Here is a 23482-nt window from a genome sequence, read left to right on the forward strand (position 1 = left end):
CTTGGAGAGGGAACTGATGGAATCCTGGCGGGACCGTCTGAGCGGGTTCATTCCCCGCGCCCTGGTGGCGATCCACGATCTGGCGATGGTATGGGGGTGCTGGCAGGTCCTGCATCGCCTTCGCTACGCCATGCTTCCCCAGCAGCCGGAGTTTCCGCTCTGGTCCAACGAGATCGCAGTCGTCCTGCTGGCGCAGGGGGCGGTGTTCTGGTGGATGGGTCTTTACCGCGGCCTTTGGCGGTTTGCCAGCCTTCCTGACCTGTGGAACATCGTCAAGGCGTGCGCGCTCGGATTTCTGGGCGTGGTTCTCGGCCTGTTCTTCTACAACCGGTTCGGCTCCACCCCACGGGCTGTATTGGGCTTCTATCCGTTCGCGCTGGTGGGCTTCCTGGGTTTACCCCGGCTCGCATATCGCGCGTGGAAAGACAGCCAGGTTCACCGCAGCAGCGACAGTGCGTCACGGGTCCTGATCCTAGGCGCCGGCCGCGCGGGTGAGGCACTGGTACGCGAGCTTCGGCGGACCGGCGTTTATCACCCGGTTGCGTTCCTCGACGACGCTTCTCGGCTGCATGGATCGAAGTTGCTCGGGATCCCCGTGCTCGGAGGCCTTGAGAATGCCGCCGCCGTTGCTCGGGAGACCGCCGCACGCATGCTGGTGATTGCCATGCCTTCGCTCGATGCGCCCGCCATGCAGCGGGTCGTCGCGATCTGTGAGAGCACTGGCCTCCCGTTCCGAATGGTGCCACGCCTGGTCAATGTCCTCGAAGGGCAATCCATGCCGGGCGACCTGAAAGAGGTGGCTATCGAAGACCTGCTGGGCAGAAAGTCGGTCACTCCCGACTGGAAGCTCATTCGCGGCTGGCTGGGTGGCCGCACGGTCATGGTGACGGGCGCGGGTGGTTCGATCGGCTCGGAGCTTTGCAGGCAATGCGCGCGCCACGGAGCACAGCGAATTGCCCTGGTCGAGATAGACGAACTGGCCCTGATCACGATCCAAGGGGACCTGCGACGTGCGTTTCCCGATCTTGAGGTGCTCCCCGTCCTTGGCAATTGCGGCGACCCCGCCGTCATTGCCCACGCGATGCGCGTGGCCGAGCCTGATGCCGTCTTCCATGCGGCGGCCTACAAGCAGGTGCCGTTGCTGGAAAGCCATCTGCGGGAGGCTGTCGGCAACAATGTGTTGGCGACGGAGACGGTCGCACGCGCCTGCCGAGAAGCAGGCGTGGGCACATTCGTACTGATTTCGACGGATAAGGCCGTCGATCCGGTCAACGTGCTGGGCGCGACTAAGCGTCTGGCGGAAATGGCCTGCCAGTCATTGGACGATGCACGTTTCGGTACGCGTTACGTGACCGTGCGCTTCGGCAATGTGCTGGACTCGGCGGGCAGTGTCGTGCCGTTGTTCCGCGAACAGATCCGCAAGGGCGGGCCGGTGACGGTGACGGATCCGGACGTGACCCGCTACTTCATGACCATTCCCGAGGCATGCCAGCTGATCCTGCAGGCAGCATCGGGCGCCGCCCATGCCTCAATCTACACACTTGACATGGGCGATCCGGTTCCGATCCGCATGTTGGCCGAGCAGATGATCCGTTTGGCCGGCAAGCAACCGGGGCGCGATATCGCGATTGTGTACACCGGGCTGCGGCCGGGTGAGAAGCTGCACGAAACGCTGTTCCACGCGGACGAACGCTATCAGCCCACTTCGCATTCAAAGATCATGAAGGCTTTGGCGCGCGACGTGTCGCCAGAGTTCCTGGAACTCGCCTTGCAGCGCTTGCGCGCGGCCCATGCGCGTTATGACACCGCCGAATTGGGGGAAGTACTCAAGGTGGCGGTGCCCGAATTCGCCCCGCTGTCAAACGGTCTTGACGAAGCGTCGGCTAATATCGTGGTATTCCCAGGTCGTGATGCACGCAGGATCCGATGACGCAGGCAAGAATCCGTAAGGCCGTATTTCCTGTGGCGGGGCTTGGCACCCGCTTCCTTCCGGCGACCAAGACGGTGCCGAAGGAAATGCTGCCGATCATTGATCGGCCGCTGATCCAGTACGCGGTGGACGAGGCCGTCGAGGCTGGATGCGACACCCTGATCTTCGTTACCAACCGTTACAAACACGCGGTGGCCGACTACTTCGACAAGGCCTACGAACTCGAGCAGAAACTCGAGCGCGCGGGCAAGGCCGAACAGCTGGAGCTAGTGCGTAACGTATTGCCACCCCACGTGCGTGCCGTGTTCGTCACTCAGGCCGAAGCACTCGGCCTGGGGCATGCCGTGCTCTGTGCCAAACCCATCGTGGGCAACGAGCCCTTCGCCGTTCTGCTGCCGGATGACCTGATCTGGAACCGCGGCCCCGGTGCGCTCAAGCAGATGGCCGACGCTGCCGAAGCAAGTGGCGGCAGCGTCATCGCCGTCCAGGATGTGCCGGCAGAGCAAACCGGCAGCTACGGCATCGTGGCGACCGAGGCCTTTTCGGGTCGTGAGGGGCGCATCAGCGCCATCGTGGAGAAGCCGAAACCCGAGGTGGCGCCGAGCACGCTGGCCGTGGTGGGTCGCTACGTGCTGGATTCACGCATCTTCTCGTTGCTGGAGAGCACCACGTCCGGCGCCGGCGGCGAGATCCAGTTGACCGACGCGATCGCGGCGCTGCTTTCGGAGAAGCCGGTTTACGCATACCGCTTCCAGGGCACGCGCTTCGACTGCGGTACTCATATCGGTTTGATCGAAGCGACGATCCGCTACGCGCTCGATCACGAGAAGCTGAGCGATGCCGCGCGCGGCATGATGCAGAGCGCATTGAACGAACTCGGCGTGCAGGATCTCGGCTGACGGTTTCCCTACCGTCGCTTGTCTGTATGCCCATGGCGCGGGGATAGCGAGCGATGCGCATGTCGTCGCGCAACTACTACGTCGAGACGGCGGGCAGCGGCGATACGTTGCCGTCGCTTTCGTCGAAGGTCGATGCGTCCGTTTGCATCGTCGGTGGCGGTTTCGCGGGATTGAATACGGCCCTGGGCCTGGCGGAGCGCGGAGTTCGCGATGTCGTTTTGCTGGAGGCGGATACGCCGGCCTTCGGAGCATCCGGCCGCAATGGCGGATTCGTGTTTGGCGGCTTTTCGCGTGGCGAGTCCTGCCTACTGCGGGATCTGGGGCCGGCACGCGCGAGAGCCCTGTACACCGGAACGACGCAGTCCGTGGAACTGATCCGCAGCCGGATCGTGCGGCATGCCATCGGGTGCGACGACACGCAGGCCGGCATCCTGTGGGCGAACTGGTTCCGCGATCGTGAGGTGCTCAGGCGACGCCAAACGCTGCTCTCCGACACCTTCGGACAGGACTGGCGATGGGTGGATCGCGAAGACGTCCGTCTCCAACTGCGTACGGCGCGCTATCACGACGCCTTGTACGAACCGAGTGCGTTCCACTTTCATCCGTTGAAGTACGCGAAAGGCCTGACGCGGGTCGCGGGCTCGCAGGGCGTTTCTCTGTTCGCGCATTCGCCTGCGGTTTCGCTGGCCCGCATAGGTCAGGGCTGGCGTGTTACGACGCCGTCGGGAAGCGTCGACGCGCCACAGGTCGTACTCGCCTGTGGTGGCTACCTGGCGGGTCTGCACCGGCGCGTTGATGCAGGTGTGCTGCCGATCGCGACCTACGTGATGGTCACCGAGCCGCTCGGCGCCCGGATGGATGAAGCGATGCGCACCCGCGCTGCGGTCTACGACACCCGCTTCGCTTTCGACTACTACCGGCCGCTGCCGGATTCCAGGTTGCTCTGGGGCGGCCGTATTTCCATCCTGGACCGCTCGCCGCAGGCGGTGAGGCGCCTGTTGTACCGCGACATGCTGAAGGTTTTTCCGCAGCTGGAGGGTGTGGGTATCGACTTCGCCTGGTCCGGTCTCATGAGTTACGCCCGGCACGAGATGCCGCAAATCGGGCAGGTTGAGCCCGGGCTCTGGGTGGCGCAGGCGTTCGGCGGCCACGGTGTGGCGCCGACGACGCTGGCGGGCGAGGTCGTCGCCTCTGCCATTGCGGAAGGCGACGAACGTTGGCGCGAGTTCGGCGCCTATGGCCTGGTGTCGGCAATGAAGCCGGCAGGATTTCTGGGCGCCCAGCTCAGTTACTGGTGGGCGGAAGCCAAGGATGCCTGGAAGGCAAGAACGGAAGGGGAGGAGCGGACATGAGCGGAGCCATGGGCGTGATCGCGTGGGACGACTTCATGCGGGTGCAGCTGTGCGCGGGCACCGTGCTGCGAGTCGAACCGTTTCCGGAGGCGCGCAAGCCTGCGTGGAAGCTCTGGGTCGACTTCGGTCCGCATGGTGTGAAGAAGACCAGCGCGCAGGTGAAGTCGCTGTACGCACCCGAGGACCTGGTCGGAAGGCAGGTCGTCGGCGTCATTAATTTCCCGCCTAAGCAGGTGGGTCCGTTCGTCTCGGAATTCCTGCTGACCGGATTCCACACCGACGGTGGCGTCGTGGTGACGACGATAGAGCGGCCCGTACCCGACGGCACGCGCATGGCCTGACGTTCCCAAAGAAATGGCGCCATACGCGCCATTTCTCTTTCATCTCGGCAAGCGACCCGCTTACAGCGATTCGAAGATGCCCGCGGCGCCCATGCCGGTGCCGATGCACATCGTCACCATACCGTACTTCTGCTGGCGACGACGCATGCCGTGGACGATGGTGGCGGTGCGGATCGCGCCGGTCGCGCCGAGTGGGTGGCCGAGGGCGATGGCGCCGCCCAGCGGATTGATCTTGGACGCATCGAGCTCGCTGTCGCGGATTACCGCCAGCGCCTGCGCGGCAAAGGCTTCGTTGAGCTCGATCCAGTCCAACTGGTCCTTAGTCAGGCCGGCCTGCTTCAAGGCTTTCGGGATCGCGGCGATCGGGCCGATCCCCATCACTTCCGGGCGCACGCCAGCGACCGAGAAGCTGACGAAGCGGGCCAGCGGTGTCAGGCCGTAGTCCTTAATCGCCTGCTCCGAGGCCAGCAGCACGCCGGCCGCACCGTCGCTCATCTGCGAGGACGTGCCCGCAGTGACCGTACCGCCGAACTGCGGGTTGCGGAACACGGTGCGCAGCTTGGCGAGCCCTTCCAGCGACGTGTCGGCACGGGGGCCTTCGTCCTGTTCGACCAGCAGCTTCTTCAGCCGCACGGTATTGCCAGCGAGATCGGGCTGACGTGAGACGACCTCGTACGGGCTGATCTCGTCCTTGAATTCACCGGCGGCTTGGGCGGCCAGCGCCTTCTGGTGCGAGGCGACCGCGAAGGCGTCCTGGTCCTCGCGTGAGATCTTCCACTCCTCGGCAACTTTTTCGGCGGTGATGCCCATGCCGTAGGCGATGGCGACGTGATCGTTGTCGAAGACGCTCGGCGCCATAGCGATCTTGTTGCCCATCATCGGCACCATGCTCATGCTCTCGGTGCCGCCGGCCAGCATCAGGTCGGCGTTGCCCAAGCGGATCTGGTCCGCGGCCATCGCCACGGCCTGGAGGCCGGACGAGCAGAAGCGGTTGATGGTCTGTGCGGCGATGGTGTTCGGCAGGCCGGCCAGCAGCAGGCCGATGCGCGCCACGTTCATGCCTTGCTCGCCCTCGGGCATCGCGCAGCCGATGATGGCGTCATCGATGCGGTTGAGGTCGATGCCCGGCGCCTGCGCCACGACCGACTTCAGCACGTGCGCCAGCATGTCGTCCGGGCGGGTGTTGCGGAACACGCCCTTGGGCGCCTTGCCGACCGGCGTGCGGGTGGCGGCGACGATATAGGCTTCTTGTACTTGCTTGCTCATGTCTGGATATCCTGTGTCGTCGTCGGTCAGTTACGCAGCGGCTTGCCGGTCTTCAGCATGTGCGCGATGCGCGCCTGGGTCTTTTCCTGCTGGGCCAGTTCGACGAAATGCTTGCGTTCCAGTTTCAGCAGCCACTCCTCGTCGACCACTGCGCCGCGATCGACTTCGCCACCGCACAGCACGGTGGCGATGCGCACCGCGATCTCGTAGTCGTACGGGCTGATGAAGCGGCCTTCCAGCATGTTCACCAGCATCATCTTGAAGGTCGCGATGCCGACGTCGCCGGCCACCTGGATGCGGCGAGCGGGCAGGGGCGGACGGTAGCCCGTCTCGGCCAGCGCCAGCGCTTCCTGCTTGGCGATGTGCAACAGTTCGTAGGCGTTGAAGGCGACCTTGTCGCCGGCGCGCACGAGGCCCAGTTCCTTGGCTTCGACGGCGGAAGCGGACACCTTGGCCATCGCCACGGTCTCGAACGTCTTCTTCAACTCGGCGAACACGTCGCCGCCGGGGCCGGCGGCCTGCGACGCGCGTACGGCGATTTCCTTGAGGCCGCCACCGGCCGGCAACAGGCCCACGCCGGCCTCGACCAGGCCGATATAGCTTTCCAGGTGCGCGACGGTGCGTGCACTGTGCATCTGGAACTCGCAGCCGCCGCCCAGCGCCAGCCCGCGCACCGCTGCCACGACCGGCACCAGCGAGTACTTGATGCGCTGGCTGGTGGCCTGGAAGTTGGCGACCATCGCTTCGAACTCGGCGATCTTGCCCGCCTGCAGTGCACCCAGCGCGCCGGCCAGATCCGCACCGGCGGAGAACGGCTCCTTCGGCTGCCAGATCACGAGGCCCTTGAACTTCTGCTCGGCGATGGTGATGGCCTGCTGCAGGCCGTCCAGGACCGCGTCGGAGACGGTATGCATCTTGGTCTTGAAACTGACCACGCCGATGCCGTCGCCGTCGGTCCACAGGCGCACGCCGTCGTTCTCGAAAACCGTTTCACCTTGCGGGAAGACTTCGCCCAGCAGCGGATCGGGGAAGCGCTGGCGCTTGTAGACGGGCAGCGACGAGCGCGGCAGCTTGGCGTTCTTGCCCGGGCTGTAGCTGCCTTCGGCGCCGTGCACGCCTTCGCGGCCGTCGAACACCCAGTTCGGCAGCGGTGCGCTGCTCATGGCCTTGCCGGCCACGATGTCGTCGGCGATCCACTGCGCCACCTGCTTCCAGCCGGCAGCCTGCCAGGTCTCGAACGGACCGAGGCTCCAGCCGTAGCCCCAGCGGATGGCCAGGTCCACGTCGCGCGCGGTCTCGGCGATGTCGGCCAGGTGGTAGGCGCTGTAGTGGAACAGGTCGCGGAACACCGCCCACAGGAACTGCGCCTGCGGATGCTGGCTCTCGCGCAACTTGGCGAACTTCTCGGCCGGATTCCTGATCTTCAGAATTTCGACCACCTCCGGGGCTGCGGCCCGGTCGGAGGCGCGATAGTCCTGCTTCTCCAGATCGAGGACCACGATGTCCTTGCCGACCTTGCGGAAGATGCCGGCACCGGTCTTCTGGCCCAGCGCACCCTTGGCGATCAGCGCCTCCAGCCACTTCGGCGATTTGAAATAGCCATGCCACGGATCGTCGGGCAGGGTGTCGGCCATGGTCTTGATGACGTGGGCCATGGTGTCCAGGCCGACCACGTCCGAGGTGCGGTAGGTCGCCGACTTCGGCCGGCCGATCAGTGGGCCGGTGATGGCGTCCACCTCGTCGAAACCCAGCTTGTACTCACCCGTGTGGTGGGCGGTGGCCAGGATCGAGAACACGCCGATGCGGTTGCCGATGAAGTTGGGGGTGTCCTTGGCGTAGACCACGCCCTTGCCGAGCGTGCTGGTCAGGAAGGTTTCCAGACCTTCCAGCACTGAGGCATCGGTGGACCTGGCGGGGATGAGCTCGGCCAGGTGCATGTAGCGCGGCGGGTTGAAGAAGTGCACGCCGCAGAAGCGGTGGCGAAGCTGTTCCGGAAGAACTTCCGCCAACGTGTTGATTCCCAAGCCGGACGTGTTGCTGGCGAGCACGGCATGGTCGGCCACGAACGGGGCGATCTTCTTGTACAGGTCCTGCTTCCAGTCCATCCGTTCCGCGATGGCTTCGATGATCAGGTCGCAGCCCTTCAGGTGCTCCAGGCCGGTCTCGTAGTTGGCGGGTGTGATCGCGTCGGCCAGGGACTTGCTGGCCAGCGGGGCAGGGCTCAGCTTGGCCAGGTTGGCGATGGCCTTGTGGACGATGCCGTCGGGATGGCCATCCTTGGCGGGCAGGTCGAACAGGACAGTGTCGACGCCGGCGTTGGTCAGGTGCGCGGCGATCTGTGCGCCCATCACGCCGGCGCCCAGCACGGCCGCCTTGCGAACTAGCAGGGGGTTGGACATGGGATTTCCTTGGATTACAGGGGTTAGGTGCGGTCGGCGCGCAGGCCGGCCTCGGCGAAGCGGATGAGTTCACGGGCGGCACGCTCACGGTGCGCCGCTTCCGTGACACCCGTGGGGCGCTTGATCAGGCCAAAGTCGGCCATGGCGTAGGTCAGTGCGCCCGAGAAGAAGTCGAGCCGCCAGTAGAGCTCTTCCTTGCTCAGACCCGGTACGCAGGCGGCGATGGCCTTGCCGAATTCTCGCAGCACGTGGCCATAGTGGTCGGACAGGAACTTGCGCAGGCCATCGTTCTTCTCCGCATAGGCGCGGGCGATGACCCGGACGAAAGCGCCGCCGCCATGCCGGTCCTGGGCCAGCGCCAGGGCGGGTTCGACGAAGGCCGCCAGGATCGGTTCCAGTTCGCCCGGCCGCTCCGTCAGTGCCTTCCCAAGCAGGGAGAGGCGGGCGGCTGTCATGTCGTCCATACGGCGGCGGAACACCTCGTTGACCAGGTTTTCCTTGCTGCCGAAGTGGTAGTTGACGGCGGCGATATTGACGTCCGCCCGGCTGGTGACCTGTCGCAGCGACGTGCCGGCGAACCCGTGCTGGGCGAACAGCTCTTCGGCCGCCCCCAGGATCCGCTCCTTGGTGGAGAAATGCGTGGTGTTGCCCATGATTCCCTCCGGGACTGAATCAAACGCTTGTTTGACTCATTGTCTGCCCGGTGAGGGCGGAGTGTCATGTTGCGAAGCAGCAAATCTGTCCGAGGCTGGCTGCACACTTCCGTTGGATACGTTAGAATCTCGCTACGCTTTCTAGTCTAAGCCCGCGTTTCGACGCGGGTTTTTCATGTTAACCTTGGGCCGTAGTGGCCCGCCCAACGGAGAGAATCCCCATGGCGCTGGAGCGCACCCTGTCGATCGTCAAGCCCGATGCCGTTGCCAAGAACGTCATCGGCGAAATCTATGCGCGCTTTGAAAAGAACGGCCTGAAGATCGTCGCCTCGAAGATGAAGCACCTGTCGCGTCGTGAGGCGGAAGGTTTCTACGCCGTGCACCGCGAGCGTCCGTTCTTCAACGCGCTGGTCGAGTTCATGATCTCCGGCCCGGTGGCCGTGCAGGTCCTGGAAGGTGAGAACGCCGTGCTGAAGCATCGCGAGATCCTCGGTGCCACGAATCCGAAGGATGCTGCGCCGGGTACGATCCGCGCCGACTTCGCCGATTCCATCGACGCCAATGCCGCCCACGGCTCGGATTCGGTCGAGAACGCGAACATCGAAATCGCGTATTTCTTCGCTGCGACCGAAGTGTTCTCGCGCTGAGCGATATCTGATGAGCAGCCACGAACTGCCGCCGATCGAGTTGAAGCTGGCCACGGACGCACCGTCCGTGGCTGTCGGCGCGTCCGTGTCTGCGAAGCAGAACCTGATGGACCTGGACCGCGAAGGGCTGGAACGGTTCTTCGTCGAAAAACTCGGCGAACAGAAGTTCCGCGCGCACCAGGTGATGAAGTGGATCCATCATCGCTACGTCACCGACTTCGGCGAAATGACCGATCTCGGCAAGAACCTGCGCACCAAGCTGCAGGAACATGCGGAAGTCGTCGTGCCTCAGGTCGTGTTCGACAAGCCATCGAATGACGGCACCCACAAGTGGCTGCTCGGCATGGGCGTGGACGGCAAGAACGCCGTCGAGACCGTCTATATTCCCGACAAGAACCGCGGCACGTTGTGTGTGTCCTCGCAGGTCGGTTGCGGCCTGAACTGCACCTTCTGCTCGACTGCCACGCAGGGCTTCAACCGTAACCTGACCACGGCCGAGATCATCGGTCAGGTGTGGGTGACGGCGCGCCACCTGGGCAACGTGCCCGCGCAGAACCGCCGTCTCACCAATGTGGTGATGATGGGCATGGGCGAGCCGCTGCTGAATTTCGACAACGTCGTGCGCGCGATGAACATCATGCGCGACGACCTGGGCTACGGGTTGGCCAGCAAGCGCGTCACGCTGTCGACGTCCGGGCTGGTGCCGATGATCGATCGCCTGTCCACCGAGACGGATGTGTCGCTTGCGGTGTCGCTGCACGCGCCCAACGACGCGCTGCGTGAGCAACTCGTGCCGCTCAACAAGAAGTATCCGATCGCCGAGCTGATGGCGTCCTGCGTGCGCTACCTGCGTGCGAACAAGAAGCGCGACTCGGTGACGTTCGAGTACACGCTGATGAAGGGCGTCAACGACCAGCCGGAGCATGCTCGTCAGCTGGCACAGCTGATGCGCAAGTTCAGCAATGCCGCGCAGCTCAAGGATGCCGGCAAGGTCAACCTGATTCCGTTCAATCCTTTCCCGGGGACCCGCTACGAGCGTGCGCCGGAGGAAGACATCCGTGCTTTCCAGAAACTGCTGCTGGATTCGCAGGTGCTGACGATGGTCCGCCGCACGCGCGGTGACGATATCGATGCCGCCTGCGGTCAGTTGAAGGGGCAGGTGATGGACCGTACCCGTCGTCAGGCCGAGTTCCGGCGGCAATTGCAGGAACAGGGCATCGACGATGCGGCTTAAGGCGCTCTGCCTGCTGCTGATTCCCCTCCTGCTGGCGACCGCCTGCAGCCGCCTCACCTTCGTGCGTCCCAAAGGCAAGATGGGGCAGCTGGAAGGGCAGGAACAAGTCTCCGACTACACGGTAAAGGACAGTCCTGAAGTGAAGCGGAGGCAGGGCGTGCAGACGATCCTGGCCCGTTCACTGCAGCGGCTTCAGGCTGGCGAGCTCGCGCTTGCGGAGAAGGAAGCGCGATCGGCGCTCAAACTCGATCCTACGTCCGTCGACGCGCTCACCATGTTGGCGGTGATCGAAGACAGCCAGGGTCGTCGCGACAGGGCCGGCGAGTCCTATCGGCGTGCCGCCGAGCTGGCACCCGCTATGGGCGCGACCCAGAACAATTACGGCACGTGGCTGTGCGCGAACGGATTCGCAGCGGAGTCGCTGGTCTGGTTCGACCGCGCGATTCAGGCGCCGGGTTATGACACGCCAGGAGCGGCCATGGCGAATGCCGGTAGCTGCGCACTCAAGTCCGGCCAGAAGGAACGCGCCGCGCGCGACCTTCGCCAGGCGCTGGCGATCGAGCCCGCCAATGCGGTGGCACTGGAAGCCATGGCCCAGCTTGAGTTCGACCAACAGCAGTACATGTCCGCCCGCGCGTTCGTCGAGCGCCGCCTGGCGGCCTCGCCGGCCAGTGTCGGCGTGTTGAAACTCGCATCACAGATTGAAGAAAGACTCGGCGACAAGGCCGCTGCCAGTCGATATGTTCAGCGCATTCGGGCGGAGTTCCCCGACGCGCAGGACGTCACAACCGGGGGAAATGCAGGGCCATGATGCAGTCGGTAGTCGGGGATGTGTCCCCGCCGCAGGGGTGCGGCGCGGCGTTGAGATCGGCACGTGAGCAGGCCGGTCTTTCGGTGCAGGACGTCAGTCAGCGGCTGAAGATGCCCGCCAGGGTGCTGCAGGCCCTGGAAGCAGGGCAGTGGGACCAGTCCGGCGGCGCGGTCTTCGTGCGCGGACAAGTGCGCAGCTATGGTCGCCTGTTGAAGGTGGACGTCGAGCCGTTCCTGCAGCAGGCGGATGCCGTCGTCGCCAGGCCTGCGGATCTGGTCAGCCACAGCCATACACCGCGCTTCCAGTATTTCTTCGAGAGCTTCAAGCGGCGCGCGGTCTATGTGGTGCTGACGCTGGTGATCGTCACGCCGGTATGGATGGCGCTTCGTCCGTCCTCCAGCGCCCCGCGGGAGGCCGCTACCGCATCGCTGGATACCGTGCCTGACGCGCCCGTGGCCGCCCAAGACGCGGTGAATACTCCGGCGCGCGCGACTGCCCGCCCGCCTGCGGCCCCCTATGTGGCATCGATGGCGCCCTTGCCGCGCGCGTCGGCCCCTTGGCTGCTGCTCTCCTTCAAGGGCGACAGTTGGGTCGAAGTAAGCGCTCCCGATGGCCGCAAGGTCGAGCAGGGACTTCTACGCGCCGGCGACGAGCGTCGTTACGCACAGGGCGAAGTCGGTCGCATCAAACTGGGCGATGCGACGGCGGTCGAGGTTCAGCAAGCGGGGAGTACGGTGGATCTGGCGCCGTACCAGCGAGCGAACGTCGCACGCTTTACGGTATCCTCTGAGGGTTCCCTGGCGCCGGTCGTTGACTGACCCGCGTGCGGGTTTGTCCAACCTAGACCGAGACCCCGCTATGAGACGGGGCAAGAGAGCGCATGGCGATTGATGATCTGCTCGACGAGCACGAACAAAGCGAACGTGTCCGCAGCTGGCTGAGGAACAACGGTGCCGGCCTGCTGGGAGGCGTGGTCCTGGGACTAGCCGTGATTCTCGGCTGGCAGTGGTGGCAAAAGGACCAGGCCGGCAAGAAAGAGCAGGCATACCAAGGCTACCAGACGGCCGTCGAAGGTCTTGCGAAGGGCGACCTGAAGCAGACTCAGGGCGCGGTCGACGCGCTGGTCAAGGAAGACGAGCTTTATGCCGACGTTGCCGGCCTTCAATTGGCCAAGGCGCAGATCCAGGCCGGCGAGCGCGATGCCGCGATCGCCACGCTGCGTACGCTGACCCCCGACGACACCCTGCGCCCGCTGGTGAATCTGCGGCTTGCCCGACTCTTGATCGAGACGGGCAAGCACGACGAGGCGCTGAAGCTGCTCGAGAAGGCCGATGATGCCTCCAGCCTGGAAGTCCGCGGCGATGCGCTGCTGGCGACCGGCAAGTCCAAAGAGGCGCAGGACGCCTACACCCGCGCGCTGACGACGCTGGATGCGGTATCTCCGCAGCGACGACTGGTGGAATTGAAGCTGATCGATGCCGGTGGCACGCCGCCGAAGACCGGGGGTGCGGCATGACGCGCGCCATGAGTCCGGTCGTGCGCCTCGTCGCGGCGACCGTGCTGGTTGCGGCGCTCGGCGGCTGCAGCACCGTGAAGGGCTGGTTCTCCGGCAAGGACAAGGAAGGCGAGAAGCCGGTCGATCCGGCCGAGCTCGTCGACTTCACGCCGACGGCGACGGTCTCCAAGCTGTGGAGCGCCAACGCCGGCAAGGGCGAAAAGCGTCTCGGCCTGCAGCAGGTGCCGGTGGTCGAGGACGGCCGCGTCTACGCTGCCGCCGTGGAGGGCGGTGTGCGCGCCTTCGACCTGCAAACCGGCAAGCAGGTGTGGCAGTACAAGTCCGATCTGCGCCTGTCCGGTGGTCCGGGTGCCGGGCAGGGCCTGGTGGTGGTGGGTTCGCTCGATGGCAAAGTCATCGCGCTGGATGCGGCCACGGGTGCCGAGAAGTGGCAGGCCAAGGTGCCGAACGAGGTCATTGCCGCGCCGGCCATCGGCCAGGACATGGTCTATGTCCGTACCAACGACGGCCGTATCACCGCGTTGTCGACGGAGAATGGCGAGCGTCGCTGGTTCTGGAACAACGAACTCCCCAGTCTGACCGTGCGTGGCAATGCGCCGGTGGTGACGGGGCCGGGCGTGGTGTTCGTGGCCAGCGACGACGGTACCGTCACCGCGCTGGGCGGCGCAGACGGGCGCCCGATGTGGACGCAGGCCGTCGGCATCGGAGAAGGCCGCAGCGAGCTGGAACGCATGGCCGACGTCGATGGCGCCCCGGTGCTGGAGGGAACGACCCTCTATGCCACCAGCTTCAAGAAGGAAACCGTCGCGCTCGAAGGCCCGTCCGGCCGTCCGCTGTGGACGCGCGATAACGGGGGCAGCGGTGGGCTGGGCGTGACCAGCAGCGCCGTCGTCGTGTCCGACCCGGCCGGCACGGTCTGGGGGCTGGACAAGTACAGCGGCAGCGCGCTGTGGTCGAACACCACGCTGGCCCGTCGCTCACTGACGGCGCCGACCATCCACGGTGACTATGCGGTCGTGGGCGACTTCGACGGCTACCTGCACTGGCTGAAGACCGACAACGGCGAAGTCGCCGCGCGTGCGCGCGTCGGTGGCAAGGCCATCCGCGGCAAGCCGGTCGTGGCCGACGGCATCCTGCTGGTGCAGGACGTGGAAGGCGGGCTGACCGCGTTCGGCTTCAAGTGATCCGCGGGAGGAGCGGCCCAGCCGCTTCTCTTCGCTCCCGGAAAGGGCCGCATTGCGGCCCTTTTTCGCGGAAGAGGGCGTATTCCGCTACCATGGCGACCCCTTGACCGACCGGAGCTGTCGCGCCACCCGCGTGGCGGCGAGCCTCCGGCGACCTCTTTCTTTACGGTTGCCTCCTGCATGCTGCCCCTCGTCGCCCTGGTGGGCCGTCCCAACGTCGGCAAATCCACCCTGTTCAATGCGCTCACCCGCAGTCGCGACGCCTTGGTCCACGACCAGCCTGGCGTGACCCGTGACCGCAACTACGGCGTCTGCCGCCTGGACGAGGAAGATCCGTTCCTGGTGGTCGACACCGGTGGCATCGCCGGCGAAGAGGAAGGACTTGCCGGCGCGACGGCGCGCCAGGCGCGTGCGGCCGCCGAGGAAGCGGACCTGGTGCTGTTCATCGTGGACGGCCGCGAAGGCGCGTCCGCGCTGGACGACGAGATCCTCGCCTGGCTGCGCAAGACCGCGCGTCCCACGCTGCTGGTCATCAACAAGATCGACGGCATCAACGAAACCACGGCGATCGCGGATTTCGCGCGTTATGGCTTCGCCGACGTCATCACCATCTCGGCCTCGCACCGGCAGGGCATCGACGACCTGCTGGAGGAAGTCCACCAGCGCTTGCCCGAGGAAGGCGCCACCGCCGGCCTGGACAACGATCCCAATCGCATGCGCGTGGCCTTCGTCGGCCGGCCCAACGTGGGCAAGTCCACGCTGGTGAACCGCCTGCTGGGCGAAGAACGCATGATCGCGTCCGAGGTGCCCGGCACCACGCGCGATTCCATCGCCGTGGACATGGAGCGCGATGGCCGCCAGTACCGCCTGATCGACACCGCCGGCCTGCGCCGCAAGGGCAAGGTGGAAGAAGCGGTCGAGAAGTTCAGCGTGGTCAAGACGCTGCAGGCCATCGAGCAATGCCAGGTGGCGGTGCTGCTGCTCGACGCCACCGAAGGCGTCACCGACCAGGACGCCAGCGTGCTGGGCGCCGTGCTCGATGCCGGTCGTGCGCTGGTGGTGGCGATCAACAAGTGGGACGGGCTGACCGCCTACCAGCGGGAACAGGCCGAAGCCTTGCTGGCCCGCAAGCTGGGCTTCGTCGAATGGGCCGAGGTCGTGCGCATTTCCGCGCTGCATGGCTCGGGCCTGCGCGAACTGTTCAAGGCGATCCATCGCGCTCATGCGTCGGCGACCAAGGAGTTCGGCACCAGCGAGGTTAACAAGGCGCTCGAGATCGCCTATGAGACCAATCCGCCGCCGAGCATCCGCGGCCACGTCTCCAAGCTGCGCTACGTGCATCCGGGCGGCGCCAATCCGCCGACCTTCATCGTCCACGGCACGCGTCTGAAAGTATTGCCGGAGTCGTACAAGCGCTACCTCGAGAATTTCTTCCGCAAGCGCTTCAAGCTGGTGGGCACGCCGGTGCGTTTCATCTTCCGCGAGGGCGCCAATCCCTACGAAGGCAAGAAGAACGTGCTGACCGAGAAGCAGATCGCAAAGAAGCGCCGCCTGATCCGGCACGTCAAGCGCGGCAAGTGACGGGTTACCCGACCCGCATCGATTTCACCGCCGCCGCGGAGATCGTCCGCGAGGTCGCCGACAACCGCATGTTGAAGGCCGAACGCGTACCGGTTACGCGTGCCAGCGGGCGTGTGCTGGCCGAGAACATCGTCTCGCCGATCGCACTGCCGCCGTTCGACAACAGCCGCATGGACGGCTTCGCATTCGCGCACGCCAGTCTCGCATCGGGCGAGGCGACCGCCTTGCGCTTGGTGGGCGAGCAGTTCGCCGGCCTGTTGCAGGACCGGGAGGTGCACGTGGGCGAGTGCGTTCGCATCACCACCGGTGCGCCGTTGCCACGTGGCACCGACACCGTCGCCATCAAGGAGGATTGCCTCGAGGAAAGTGGCGTCGTCCGGGTGCCGGGAGGCATTGCGCCCGGCGCGGACATCCGTCGCAGTGGCGAGGACGTCGCCGCAGGCGTCCGGGTGCTGGAGGCGGGACAGTGCCTGACGCCTGCCCGTGTATCACTCGCCGCGGCGTTGGGTATCGCGTCGCTGGCCGTCACCCAGCGCCCGACCGTCGCTGTCTTCACCACCGGCGACGAGCTGGTGGAGCCTGGACTGCCGCTGGCACCCGGCCAGATCTACAACAGCAACCGCGACCTGCTGATGGGGCTGCTGCGTGCGGAAGGCCTGGAGCCGACCGCATGGCCGACCCTGCCGGACGATCCCGAGCGCATGACGATGATGCTGACCGACGCTGCGGCGGCCTTCGACGTGGTCATCACCTGTGGCGGCGTCTCGGCGGGCGAGAAGGACCATCTGCCCGGCCTGCTGGCCGACCATGGCCGCATCCACTTCTGGAAGGTGCGGATGAAGCCCGGCATGCCGGTGCTGTTCGGCGAGATGGATCGTGCCTTGTTCCTGGGTCTCCCCGGCAACCCGGTATCGGTGTTGGCCACGTTCCTGACGCTGGGACGCGAACTGCTGGACGGACTGCAGCGCCGCCGTGAGCCAAGGCTGCAATGGAAGGCCGTGCTCGGTGCGCCCTGGAGCAAGAAGCACGAACGCCTGGAATTCCTGCGTGGCCGGCTGGATGGCACACCCGACGGCCGGTTGCAGGTCATGCCGAATGTAGCCGATGCCTCGCACCAGCTGCGGGCCGCCGCCGACAGCAATGCGCTGATCGTGCTGCCCGAGGGCGTCCGCGACTACCGTGCAGGCGATGTCGTCGACGTGATCGGCTGCTGAGCCTGACCGCATCACGAGTTGCGCGATAATCGCCGCATGGCCATCCGCGAAATCGATCCCCGTGACGTCGCTGCGCTGCTCGCGCAGGGCAGTGTGTTCATCGATGTCCGCGAGGACCACGAGCGCGCCAGTGGGCAGGCGGAAGGCGCACGCGGTATCGCCAAGGCCGCCCTCGAGCGTGATCCTGCGGCGTATCTGCCGGACCCCGATGCCAGCATCGTGCTGATCTGCCAGAAGGGTGGCCGGTCGATGGAGAGCGCCCGCGTGCTGGAAGCGGCCGGCTACCGCCGCCTGGCCTCCGTCGCGGGCGGAACCTCGCGCTGGATCGACGAGCGGCATCCGGTGGTCGTGCCGGCGATGTCCGCCGATGCCCGCGACTTCAACGAACGCTATTCGCGCCATCTGCTGCTGCCTGAAGTGGGCGTCACCGGCCAACAGCGCCTGCAGCAGTCGCGGGTGCTGATGATCGGCGCGGGCGGACTGGGGTCGCCTGCTGCGTTCTACCTGGCGGCGGCCGGGGTGGGGCAGCTGCGCATCGCGGACGACGATATCGTCGACCGCAGCAACCTGCAGCGCCAGATCCTGCATACCGAAGCCCGCATCGGTGAACCGAAGGTTGCGTCGGCGCAGGCGACGCTGGCGGCGCTCAATCCGCGCACGCAGGTGGAGGCCGTGGCGGAGCGCGTCACATCCGACAACGTGGAGCGCCTGCTGAAGGGCGTGGACGTGGTCTTGGACGGCGCGGACAACTTCCCGGCCCGTTACCTGCTCAACGATGCCTGCGTGAAGCTGGGCAAGCCGCTGGTGTACGGCGCCGTGCAACGTTTCGAAGGCCAGGTGAGCGTGTTCGACGCCGGCCGGCATCGTGGCGACCTGCCGTGCTATCGCTGCCTGTTCCCGGAACCGCCACCGCCGGAGTTCGCGCCCAACTGCGCCGAGGCCGGTGTGCTCGGCGTGCTGCCCGGGGTGATCGGGCTGCTGCAGGCCACCGAAGTCATCAAGCTGCTGCTCGGTACCGGCGAGACGCTCGCCGGTCGCTTGCTGCATTTCGACGCGCTGGCCATGCGCTTTCGCGAAACGCGCCTGCGCCACGATCCGGACTGTCCGGTCTGTGCTGCCGGGCGGCCGTTTCCCGGTTACATCGACTACGCGGCGTTCTGCCGCGCGACCTGATCAATAGATCGCGCGCACACGCAATCCCTCGCGGAACTGCCGAGGGGTGATGCCGGTGTCGCGCTTGAATGCCGCGCTCAGGTGGCTGTGGCTGGCGAAGCCGCAGGCGAGGGCGATGTCGGTGATGTCGTCGTTGCGGTTGAGCAGGTACCAGCGCGCACGGCGCAACCGCTGCGCCAGGATGTACTGCGCGGGCGTGGTGCCGAAGGTGCGGCGGAACGCGATCAGCAACTGGTGCACGCTGATGCCGGCAAGCGTGGCCAGATCGGCCAATGCGATGCGCTGGCCCAGGGCGTTCTCGATGTAATCGCTGAGCTGCCGTGCGGTACGGGGTGCGAGCGACGCTGACCCCGTCGACGGTGCGACGGGCAGGCGGTAGCCGTCGTACAGGTGCTGGCGCAGCAGCAGCTGCAGCCGCTCGGCCATCATCGCCGACACGTCGTCGTCCTGTTGGCTGAGGCGACCCAGCCGCGCGACGCTGTAGTGGAGGAACTCGTCGCGGTGCCCCAGCCTCGGCATCAGTCCTTCGATCGGGATACGGCGGTCCGGGCCCACGTCGACATCCGCCATCGGTGAGACGCGCAGCTCGGCGTAGGTGATGACCTGTCCCGTCGCCTGGCTGGCGTAGCGCTTTCCCGCCGGCACCAGCCAGATGTCGCCGGGAGAGGGCGGGACATGGGTGGCGCCGACACCGTCGATCTCGGTATCCAGCTCGCGCATGGTGCCGCCGAGATGGACGATGACCGTGTGGCGCGGCTCGTCGATGGCCCACAGCGTGCGCTGGCGAATGTCTTCCCGGCACAGCAGCAGTTCCACGCCGGACCAGTGCGCCTGCGCAAGCACGCGGTACTGCGGTACAGGAAAAGCCGCTGCCGGATCCTCCGCAGGCGTGGCCAGCGCACCCGGATCTTCAATGTGAGTTGACGCCGGAGAATTTGATAGCGGAAGGGACATCGTGAAAGCCGGCCGGAACGCTTCCATCGCATCTTAGACGCGCCTCGCCGCGCTGCCCACCGCAACGTCATCGGCGGGCGCCCTTCCCCCTGCCAGGAGCGTTCCCATGACCGATCATTCCATCCGCGGCAAAGTCGCCCTCATCGCCGGCGGCGCCAAAAACCTCGGCGGGCTGATCGCCCGCGACCTCGCGCAGCAGGGTGCTGCGGCCGTCGCCATCCACTACAACAGCGCCGCCAGCCGGGCCGACGCCGAGGCGACCGTCGCCGCGATCCAGGCCGCCGGGGCGAAGGCCGTCGCACTGCAGGGCGACCTGACCAGCGCGGCGGCGGTCGAGCAACTGTTCGCCGATGCCATCGCGGCCGTCGGCCGTCCCGACATCGCCATCAACACGGTCGGCAAGGTGCTGAAGAAACCTATCACCGACATCTCGGAAACCGAATACGACGAGATGTCGGCGGTCAACGCCAAGACCGCCTTCTTCTTCCTGAAAGAGGCCGGCAAGCACGTCAACGACAACGGCAAGGTGGTCACGCTGGTCACCTCGCTGCTCGGCGCGTTCACGCCGTTCTATGCGTCTTACGCGGGCACCAAGGCGCCGGTCGAACACTTCACCCGCGCGGCGGCCAAGGAGTTCGGCGCACGGGGCATTTCGGTGACCGCGATCGGTCCCGGCCCCATGGATACCTCGTTCTTCTACCCGGCCGAGGGGGCGGATGCGGTCGCCTACCACAAGACCGCCGCTGCCTTGTCGCCCCACAGCAAGACGGGCCTGACCGACATCGAGGATGTGGTGCCCTTCATCCGCCACCTGGTCAGCGATGGCTGGTGGATTACCGGGCAGACCATCCTGATCAACGGCGGATACACGACCAAGTGATCGCGCGGGGTGGGTGGCATTGCGTTGCCCGCCCCGTGTCGTATGGCGTCCCCTTGCGATAACGTGGGAGGCACCGGATGACCACCGCAGAGGAATACCTTCATGCGTACCTTGATCTTCATCGTCGTCGGCCTGTTGCTGGTGGGCATCGCGATGTGGCTGGCTCGACCGGACAAGCGCCGTCCCGTGGCGATGGTCTTCAGCGCAGGCTGGCTGGCGGCCGTGCTGTGGAACCTGCGCACGGGCATGTCGCACGGTTACTCGCTGCAGGAAGAGCTGCCGATCCAGGCCGTGATCTACTTGGTGCCGGTCGTGGCAGCCTGGTGGTGCGCGTGGAAGACGGGACGGCGCTGAATCCATCGAGCGTTCTGGAGCCATCGACGTGACGACACCCGCACATCCGCTGTTGCGCACGGCAGGGCAGCCTGCCCGCGTAGCCAACGTCGAGCTGTTCTTCGACCTGGTCTACGTGTTTGCCATCACCCAGCTGTCGCACCACTTGTTGGAGCACCTGACATGGCTCGGCGTGCTGCAGACGGCGACGCTGTGGTTCGCGGTCTGGCTGGGCTGGCAGTACACCGCCTGGGTCAGCAACTGGTTCAATCCCGAACACCTGGTTATCCGCACCATGCTGATGGTGTTGATGGGCGTGGCGTTGCTGGTGTCGGCCGCGATCCCCGAGGCCTTCGGCGAGCGCGGGCTGCTGTTCGCCTGCAGCTTCGCCGCCATCCAGGTCGGGCGCACACTGTTCGTGCTGTACAGCCTCGGACGGGGGCATGTGCTGACACCCAACTTCCTGCGGATGCTGTGCTGGTTGCTGGTATCGGCCGCGCTGTGGATCGCCGGCGGCCTGAATGAAGGAAGCACACGCCTCGTGCTCTGGCTGCTGGCGGTAGGCTGCGAGTATCTGTCGCCGATGGGGGGCTTCCCGGTGCCCGGGTTGGGGCGGTCGCAGACGTCGGACTGGACCATCGATGGCGGCCACCTGGCCGAGCGGTGCCAGCTGTTCGTCATCATCGCGCTCGGCGAATCCGTACTGGCCACGGGTGCGTCGTTCGCGCATGCGGCACATCCGGGCTTGGCGGTGTGGACCGCGTTCGTCGTTTCGTTCGTCGGCTGCGTCGCCATGTGGTGGATGTACTTCGATACCTCCAGCGGGGATGCGGCGCACGAGATCGAGCATTCGGACGATCCTGGCCGGCTGGGCTCCTACTTCCACTACGTCCATGTGCTGCTGATCGCCGGCGTCATCGTCTGCGCGGTCGCCGACGATCTGGTCGTCGCGCATCCGCTGGATCCCGTGCAGGCCAAGTATGCCGCGGTACTGGTGGGCGGTCCGCTGGTCTACTTGCTGGGCAATGCGCTGTTCAAACGCGTCGTCTACAAGCGTTTTCCCCTGTCGCATGCCATCGGCATGGGCGCCTTGCTCGCGCTGTGGCCGCTGCTGCCACGGGTCAACCTGCTGGTCGCCGGCATGCTGACCACGGCGGTGATGGTGCTGGTGACGGTCTGGTCGGCGTACCACCGGCGCCGCGACGCCCGCGTTGCGCACGCGCATACCCCCGGTTAGGCGCGGCAAGGCAGGCACCATCCGGTAGACTCCCGGCATGAGTGCAGAATCCGGTGCCAGCCAACTGGTCAGTGTCGTCGCCCTGCTGGGCGCAGCGGTGGTTGCGGTGCCGATCTTCCGGCGCCTGGGTCTCGGGTCGGTGCTGGGCTATCTCGCCGCCGGCCTGGCGATCGGTCCGTTCGGACTGAAGTGGTTCAACGATCCCCAATCGATCCTGCACGTCGCCGAACTCGGCGTGGTGATGTTCCTGTTCGTCATCGGCCTGGAGATGCGGCCCAGCCACCTGTGGAGCCTGCGCAAGCAGATCTTCGGGCTCGGCGCGCTGCAGATCGCGGTATGCACGCTGCTGCTGACCGGCGTCGGCCTGGCGTTCGGCTACTCGCTGCCGGTGTCGTTCATCGGCGGCATGGGCTTCGTGCTGACGTCCACGGCGGTGGTGATGCAGCTGCTGGCCGAGCGCGGCGACGTCGCCCTGCCGAACGGACAGAAAGTGGTCTCGATCCTGCTGTTCGAGGACCTGCTCATCGTCCCGTTGCTGGTGCTGGTCGCCTTGATGTCGCCGCAGGTCGTGCAACCGGAAGAAGGCTCGCGCTGGCTGGCGATCGGCATCGGCGTGGCGTCGCTGGCGGGCCTGATCGCCGCCGGCATCTGGTTGCTGAATCCGTTCTTCCGCATCCTCGCCGCCGCGAAGGCGCGCGAGGTCATGACGGCGGCCGCGTTGCTGGTCGTGCTGGGAGCGGCGCTGCTGATGCAGCTGGGCGGCCTGTCGATGGCGATGGGCGCGTTCCTGGCCGGCGTCCTGCTGTCCGAGTCGACCTTCCGCCACCAGATCGAAGCGGACATCGAGCCGTTCCGCGGCATTCTGCTGGGCCTGTTCTTCCTCGGCGTCGGCATGGCGCTGGACCTGGCGGTGGTGGCCGCCAACTGGCCGCTGATCGTCAGCGCGGTGCTGGCGATGATGGTGGTGAAGGCCATCTGCATCTACGTGGTGGCGCGTTTCACCCGCAGCAGCCACGCCGAAGCCCTCGATCGCGCCGTGCTGATGGCGCAGGGCGGCGAGTTCGCCTTCGTGCTGTTCGCCGCCGCCGCGTCGGCCGGCATCATCGACGCGACCGTCAACGCCAACCTGACCGCCATCGTGGTGTTGTCCATGGCGCTGACGCCGCTGTTCGTCCTGTTGCTGCGGCGCTTCACCCATCCGGACAAGCCGTCGATGGAGGGCATCGAGGAGGCCAAGGGCCTCAGCGGCAGCGTGCTGATCATCGGCTTCGGCCGCTTCGGGCAGGTGATGAGCCAGTCGCTGCTGGCGCGCGACGTGGACGTGACCATCATCGATACCGACATCGAGATGATCCGCAGCGCTGAGGAGTTCGGATTCAAGATCTATTACGGCGACGGTACCCGCCTGGACGTGCTGCGCGCATGCGGCGCGCAGACCGCGCAATCCATCGCCATCTGCATCGACAACAAGGAGGCCGCCAGCCGTATCGTGGAACTCGTCAAGCACGAATTCCCGCAGGCGCAGGTGCTGGCGCGCTCGTTCGACCGCGAGCACTCGCTGGCGCTGATCGCAGCGGGCGTCGACTTCCAGATCCGCGAGACGTTCGAATCGGCCGTGGAGTTCGGCAAGGCCGCGTTGCTCAGCGTGGGCGTGTCGCAGGATGATGCCGATGCTATCGCGCTGGAGATCCGTCGCCGCGATGGCGAGCGCTTCGAACTGGAGATGGCTGGCGGCAGCCTGATGGATGGTGCGCGGATGATGTACGGCAACCGGCCGGCCAAACCCACGCCGACGCCGTTCACCAAGCCCAAGCGCGAGGCGAAGGCGCTGAACGAGGAAGCTGCCGAGATCCTCAGCGAGGAAGAAGAGGAATAGTC

The 23482-nt window shown here is 65.9% G+C and carries 21 protein-coding genes; 17 read left to right on the forward strand and 4 right to left on the reverse strand.

Annotated features, from left to right (window positions below; all coding sequences use genetic code 11):
• Positions 1-16: 16 nt before the first annotated feature.
• The 4 genes from AC04MD_RS17865 to AC04MD_RS17880 are packed head-to-tail and all read left to right on the forward strand — an operon-like array spanning position 17 to position 4522.
• Positions 17-1930: a polysaccharide biosynthesis protein gene (locus AC04MD_RS17865; RefSeq protein WP_475498614.1), complete on the forward strand. Its 1914-nt coding sequence runs from the start codon at positions 17-19 to the stop codon at positions 1928-1930.
• Positions 1927-2829, forward strand: a complete 903-nt coding sequence (gene galU / locus AC04MD_RS17870; protein WP_475498615.1) for a UTP--glucose-1-phosphate uridylyltransferase GalU — start codon at positions 1927-1929, stop codon at positions 2827-2829. Before AC04MD_RS17865 ends, galU begins: the two co-directional genes overlap by 4 nt.
• A 59-nt stretch (positions 2830-2888) precedes the next feature.
• Entirely contained in the window at positions 2889-4181 is a 1293-nt protein-coding gene (locus AC04MD_RS17875) for an NAD(P)/FAD-dependent oxidoreductase (RefSeq protein WP_475498616.1), read from the forward strand.
• Positions 4178-4522, forward strand: a complete 345-nt coding sequence (locus AC04MD_RS17880) for a tRNA-binding protein (protein ID WP_475498617.1) — start codon at positions 4178-4180, stop codon at positions 4520-4522. The genes AC04MD_RS17875 and AC04MD_RS17880 overlap by 4 nt, the downstream gene beginning before the upstream one ends.
• A 60-nt stretch (positions 4523-4582) precedes the next feature.
• Here AC04MD_RS17880 and AC04MD_RS17885 read toward each other — a convergent pair whose 3' ends face one another.
• The 3 genes from AC04MD_RS17885 to AC04MD_RS17895 are packed head-to-tail and all read right to left on the reverse strand — an operon-like array spanning position 4583 to position 8840.
• Complete coding sequence (locus AC04MD_RS17885; protein ID WP_475498618.1) at positions 4583-5788, reverse strand: acetyl-CoA C-acyltransferase; 1206 nt, start codon at positions 5786-5788, stop codon at positions 4583-4585.
• 26 nt (positions 5789-5814) lie between these two features.
• Entirely contained in the window at positions 5815-8187 is a 2373-nt protein-coding gene (locus AC04MD_RS17890) for a 3-hydroxyacyl-CoA dehydrogenase/enoyl-CoA hydratase family protein (protein WP_475498619.1), read from the reverse strand.
• Between the two features lie 23 nt (positions 8188-8210).
• Positions 8211-8840, reverse strand: a complete 630-nt coding sequence (locus AC04MD_RS17895) for a TetR/AcrR family transcriptional regulator (protein WP_475498620.1) — start codon at positions 8838-8840, stop codon at positions 8211-8213.
• Between the two features lie 221 nt (positions 8841-9061).
• On the opposite strand from AC04MD_RS17895, the gene ndk reads away from it, so the two are divergent.
• The 9 genes from ndk (at position 9062) to moeB (ending at position 18200) form a co-directional block, all read left to right on the forward strand.
• Complete coding sequence (ndk, locus tag AC04MD_RS17900; protein ID WP_475498621.1) at positions 9062-9487, forward strand: nucleoside-diphosphate kinase; 426 nt, start codon at positions 9062-9064, stop codon at positions 9485-9487.
• Positions 9488-9497: 10 nt separating this feature from the next.
• A complete protein-coding gene (gene rlmN / locus AC04MD_RS17905; RefSeq protein WP_475498622.1) occupies positions 9498-10721 on the forward strand; it encodes a dual-specificity RNA methyltransferase RlmN in 1224 nt (407 codons plus the stop codon).
• Positions 10722-10800: 79 nt separating this feature from the next.
• On the forward strand, positions 10801-11532 hold the full coding sequence (gene pilW / locus AC04MD_RS17910) for a type IV pilus biogenesis/stability protein PilW (RefSeq protein ID WP_475498811.1): 732 nt from the start codon (positions 10801-10803) through the stop codon (positions 11530-11532).
• Positions 11529-12350 carry a helix-turn-helix domain-containing protein gene (locus AC04MD_RS17915; protein ID WP_475498623.1) on the forward strand — a complete coding sequence of 274 codons (822 nt, stop codon included), beginning with the start codon at positions 11529-11531 and terminating at the stop codon, positions 12348-12350. The genes pilW and AC04MD_RS17915 overlap by 4 nt, the downstream gene beginning before the upstream one ends.
• Positions 12351-12412: 62 nt before the next feature.
• On the forward strand, positions 12413-13048 hold the full coding sequence (locus AC04MD_RS17920) for a YfgM family protein (protein WP_475498624.1): 636 nt from the start codon (positions 12413-12415) through the stop codon (positions 13046-13048).
• Positions 13045-14232 carry an outer membrane protein assembly factor BamB gene (bamB, locus tag AC04MD_RS17925; protein ID WP_475498625.1) on the forward strand — a complete coding sequence of 396 codons (1188 nt, stop codon included), beginning with the start codon at positions 13045-13047 and terminating at the stop codon, positions 14230-14232. The genes AC04MD_RS17920 and bamB overlap by 4 nt, the downstream gene beginning before the upstream one ends.
• A gap of 180 nt (positions 14233-14412) precedes the next feature.
• Entirely contained in the window at positions 14413-15813 is a 1401-nt protein-coding gene (gene der, locus AC04MD_RS17930) for a ribosome biogenesis GTPase Der (protein WP_475498626.1), read from the forward strand.
• The gene (locus AC04MD_RS17935) at positions 15810-17027 is read left to right on the forward strand and encodes a molybdopterin molybdotransferase MoeA (RefSeq protein WP_475498627.1); all 1218 of its coding nucleotides are present in this window, start codon (positions 15810-15812) and stop codon (positions 17025-17027) included. The genes der and AC04MD_RS17935 overlap by 4 nt, the downstream gene beginning before the upstream one ends.
• A gap of 18 nt (positions 17028-17045) precedes the next feature.
• Positions 17046-18200 (forward strand): molybdopterin-synthase adenylyltransferase MoeB, encoded by a 1155-nt coding sequence (gene moeB, locus AC04MD_RS17940; protein WP_475498628.1) that lies wholly within the window; start codon positions 17046-17048, stop codon positions 18198-18200.
• Here moeB and AC04MD_RS17945 read toward each other — a convergent pair whose 3' ends face one another.
• Positions 18201-19043 carry a helix-turn-helix transcriptional regulator gene (locus tag AC04MD_RS17945; RefSeq protein WP_475498629.1) on the reverse strand — a complete coding sequence of 281 codons (843 nt, stop codon included), beginning with the start codon at positions 19041-19043 and terminating at the stop codon, positions 18201-18203.
• A gap of 217 nt (positions 19044-19260) precedes the next feature.
• Here AC04MD_RS17945 and AC04MD_RS17950 point away from each other — a divergent pair, with 217 nt between their 5' ends.
• From AC04MD_RS17950 to AC04MD_RS17965, 4 genes are all read left to right on the forward strand, one after another.
• Positions 19261-20034, forward strand: coding sequence for an SDR family oxidoreductase (locus AC04MD_RS17950; protein ID WP_475498630.1), 774 nt, complete (start codon positions 19261-19263; stop codon positions 20032-20034).
• Between the two features lie 102 nt (positions 20035-20136).
• Entirely contained in the window at positions 20137-20388 is a 252-nt protein-coding gene (locus AC04MD_RS17955) for a hypothetical protein (protein WP_475498631.1), read from the forward strand.
• Positions 20389-20416: 28 nt separating this feature from the next.
• Positions 20417-21604: a low temperature requirement protein A gene (locus AC04MD_RS17960; RefSeq protein ID WP_475498632.1), complete on the forward strand. Its 1188-nt coding sequence runs from the start codon at positions 20417-20419 to the stop codon at positions 21602-21604.
• 37 nt (positions 21605-21641) lie between these two features.
• A complete protein-coding gene (locus AC04MD_RS17965; protein ID WP_475498633.1) occupies positions 21642-23480 on the forward strand; it encodes a monovalent cation:proton antiporter-2 (CPA2) family protein in 1839 nt (612 codons plus the stop codon).
• Positions 23481-23482 lie beyond the last annotated feature (2 nt).

It is taken from the genome of Pseudoxanthomonas sp. LjRoot206 (assembly GCF_056175725.1).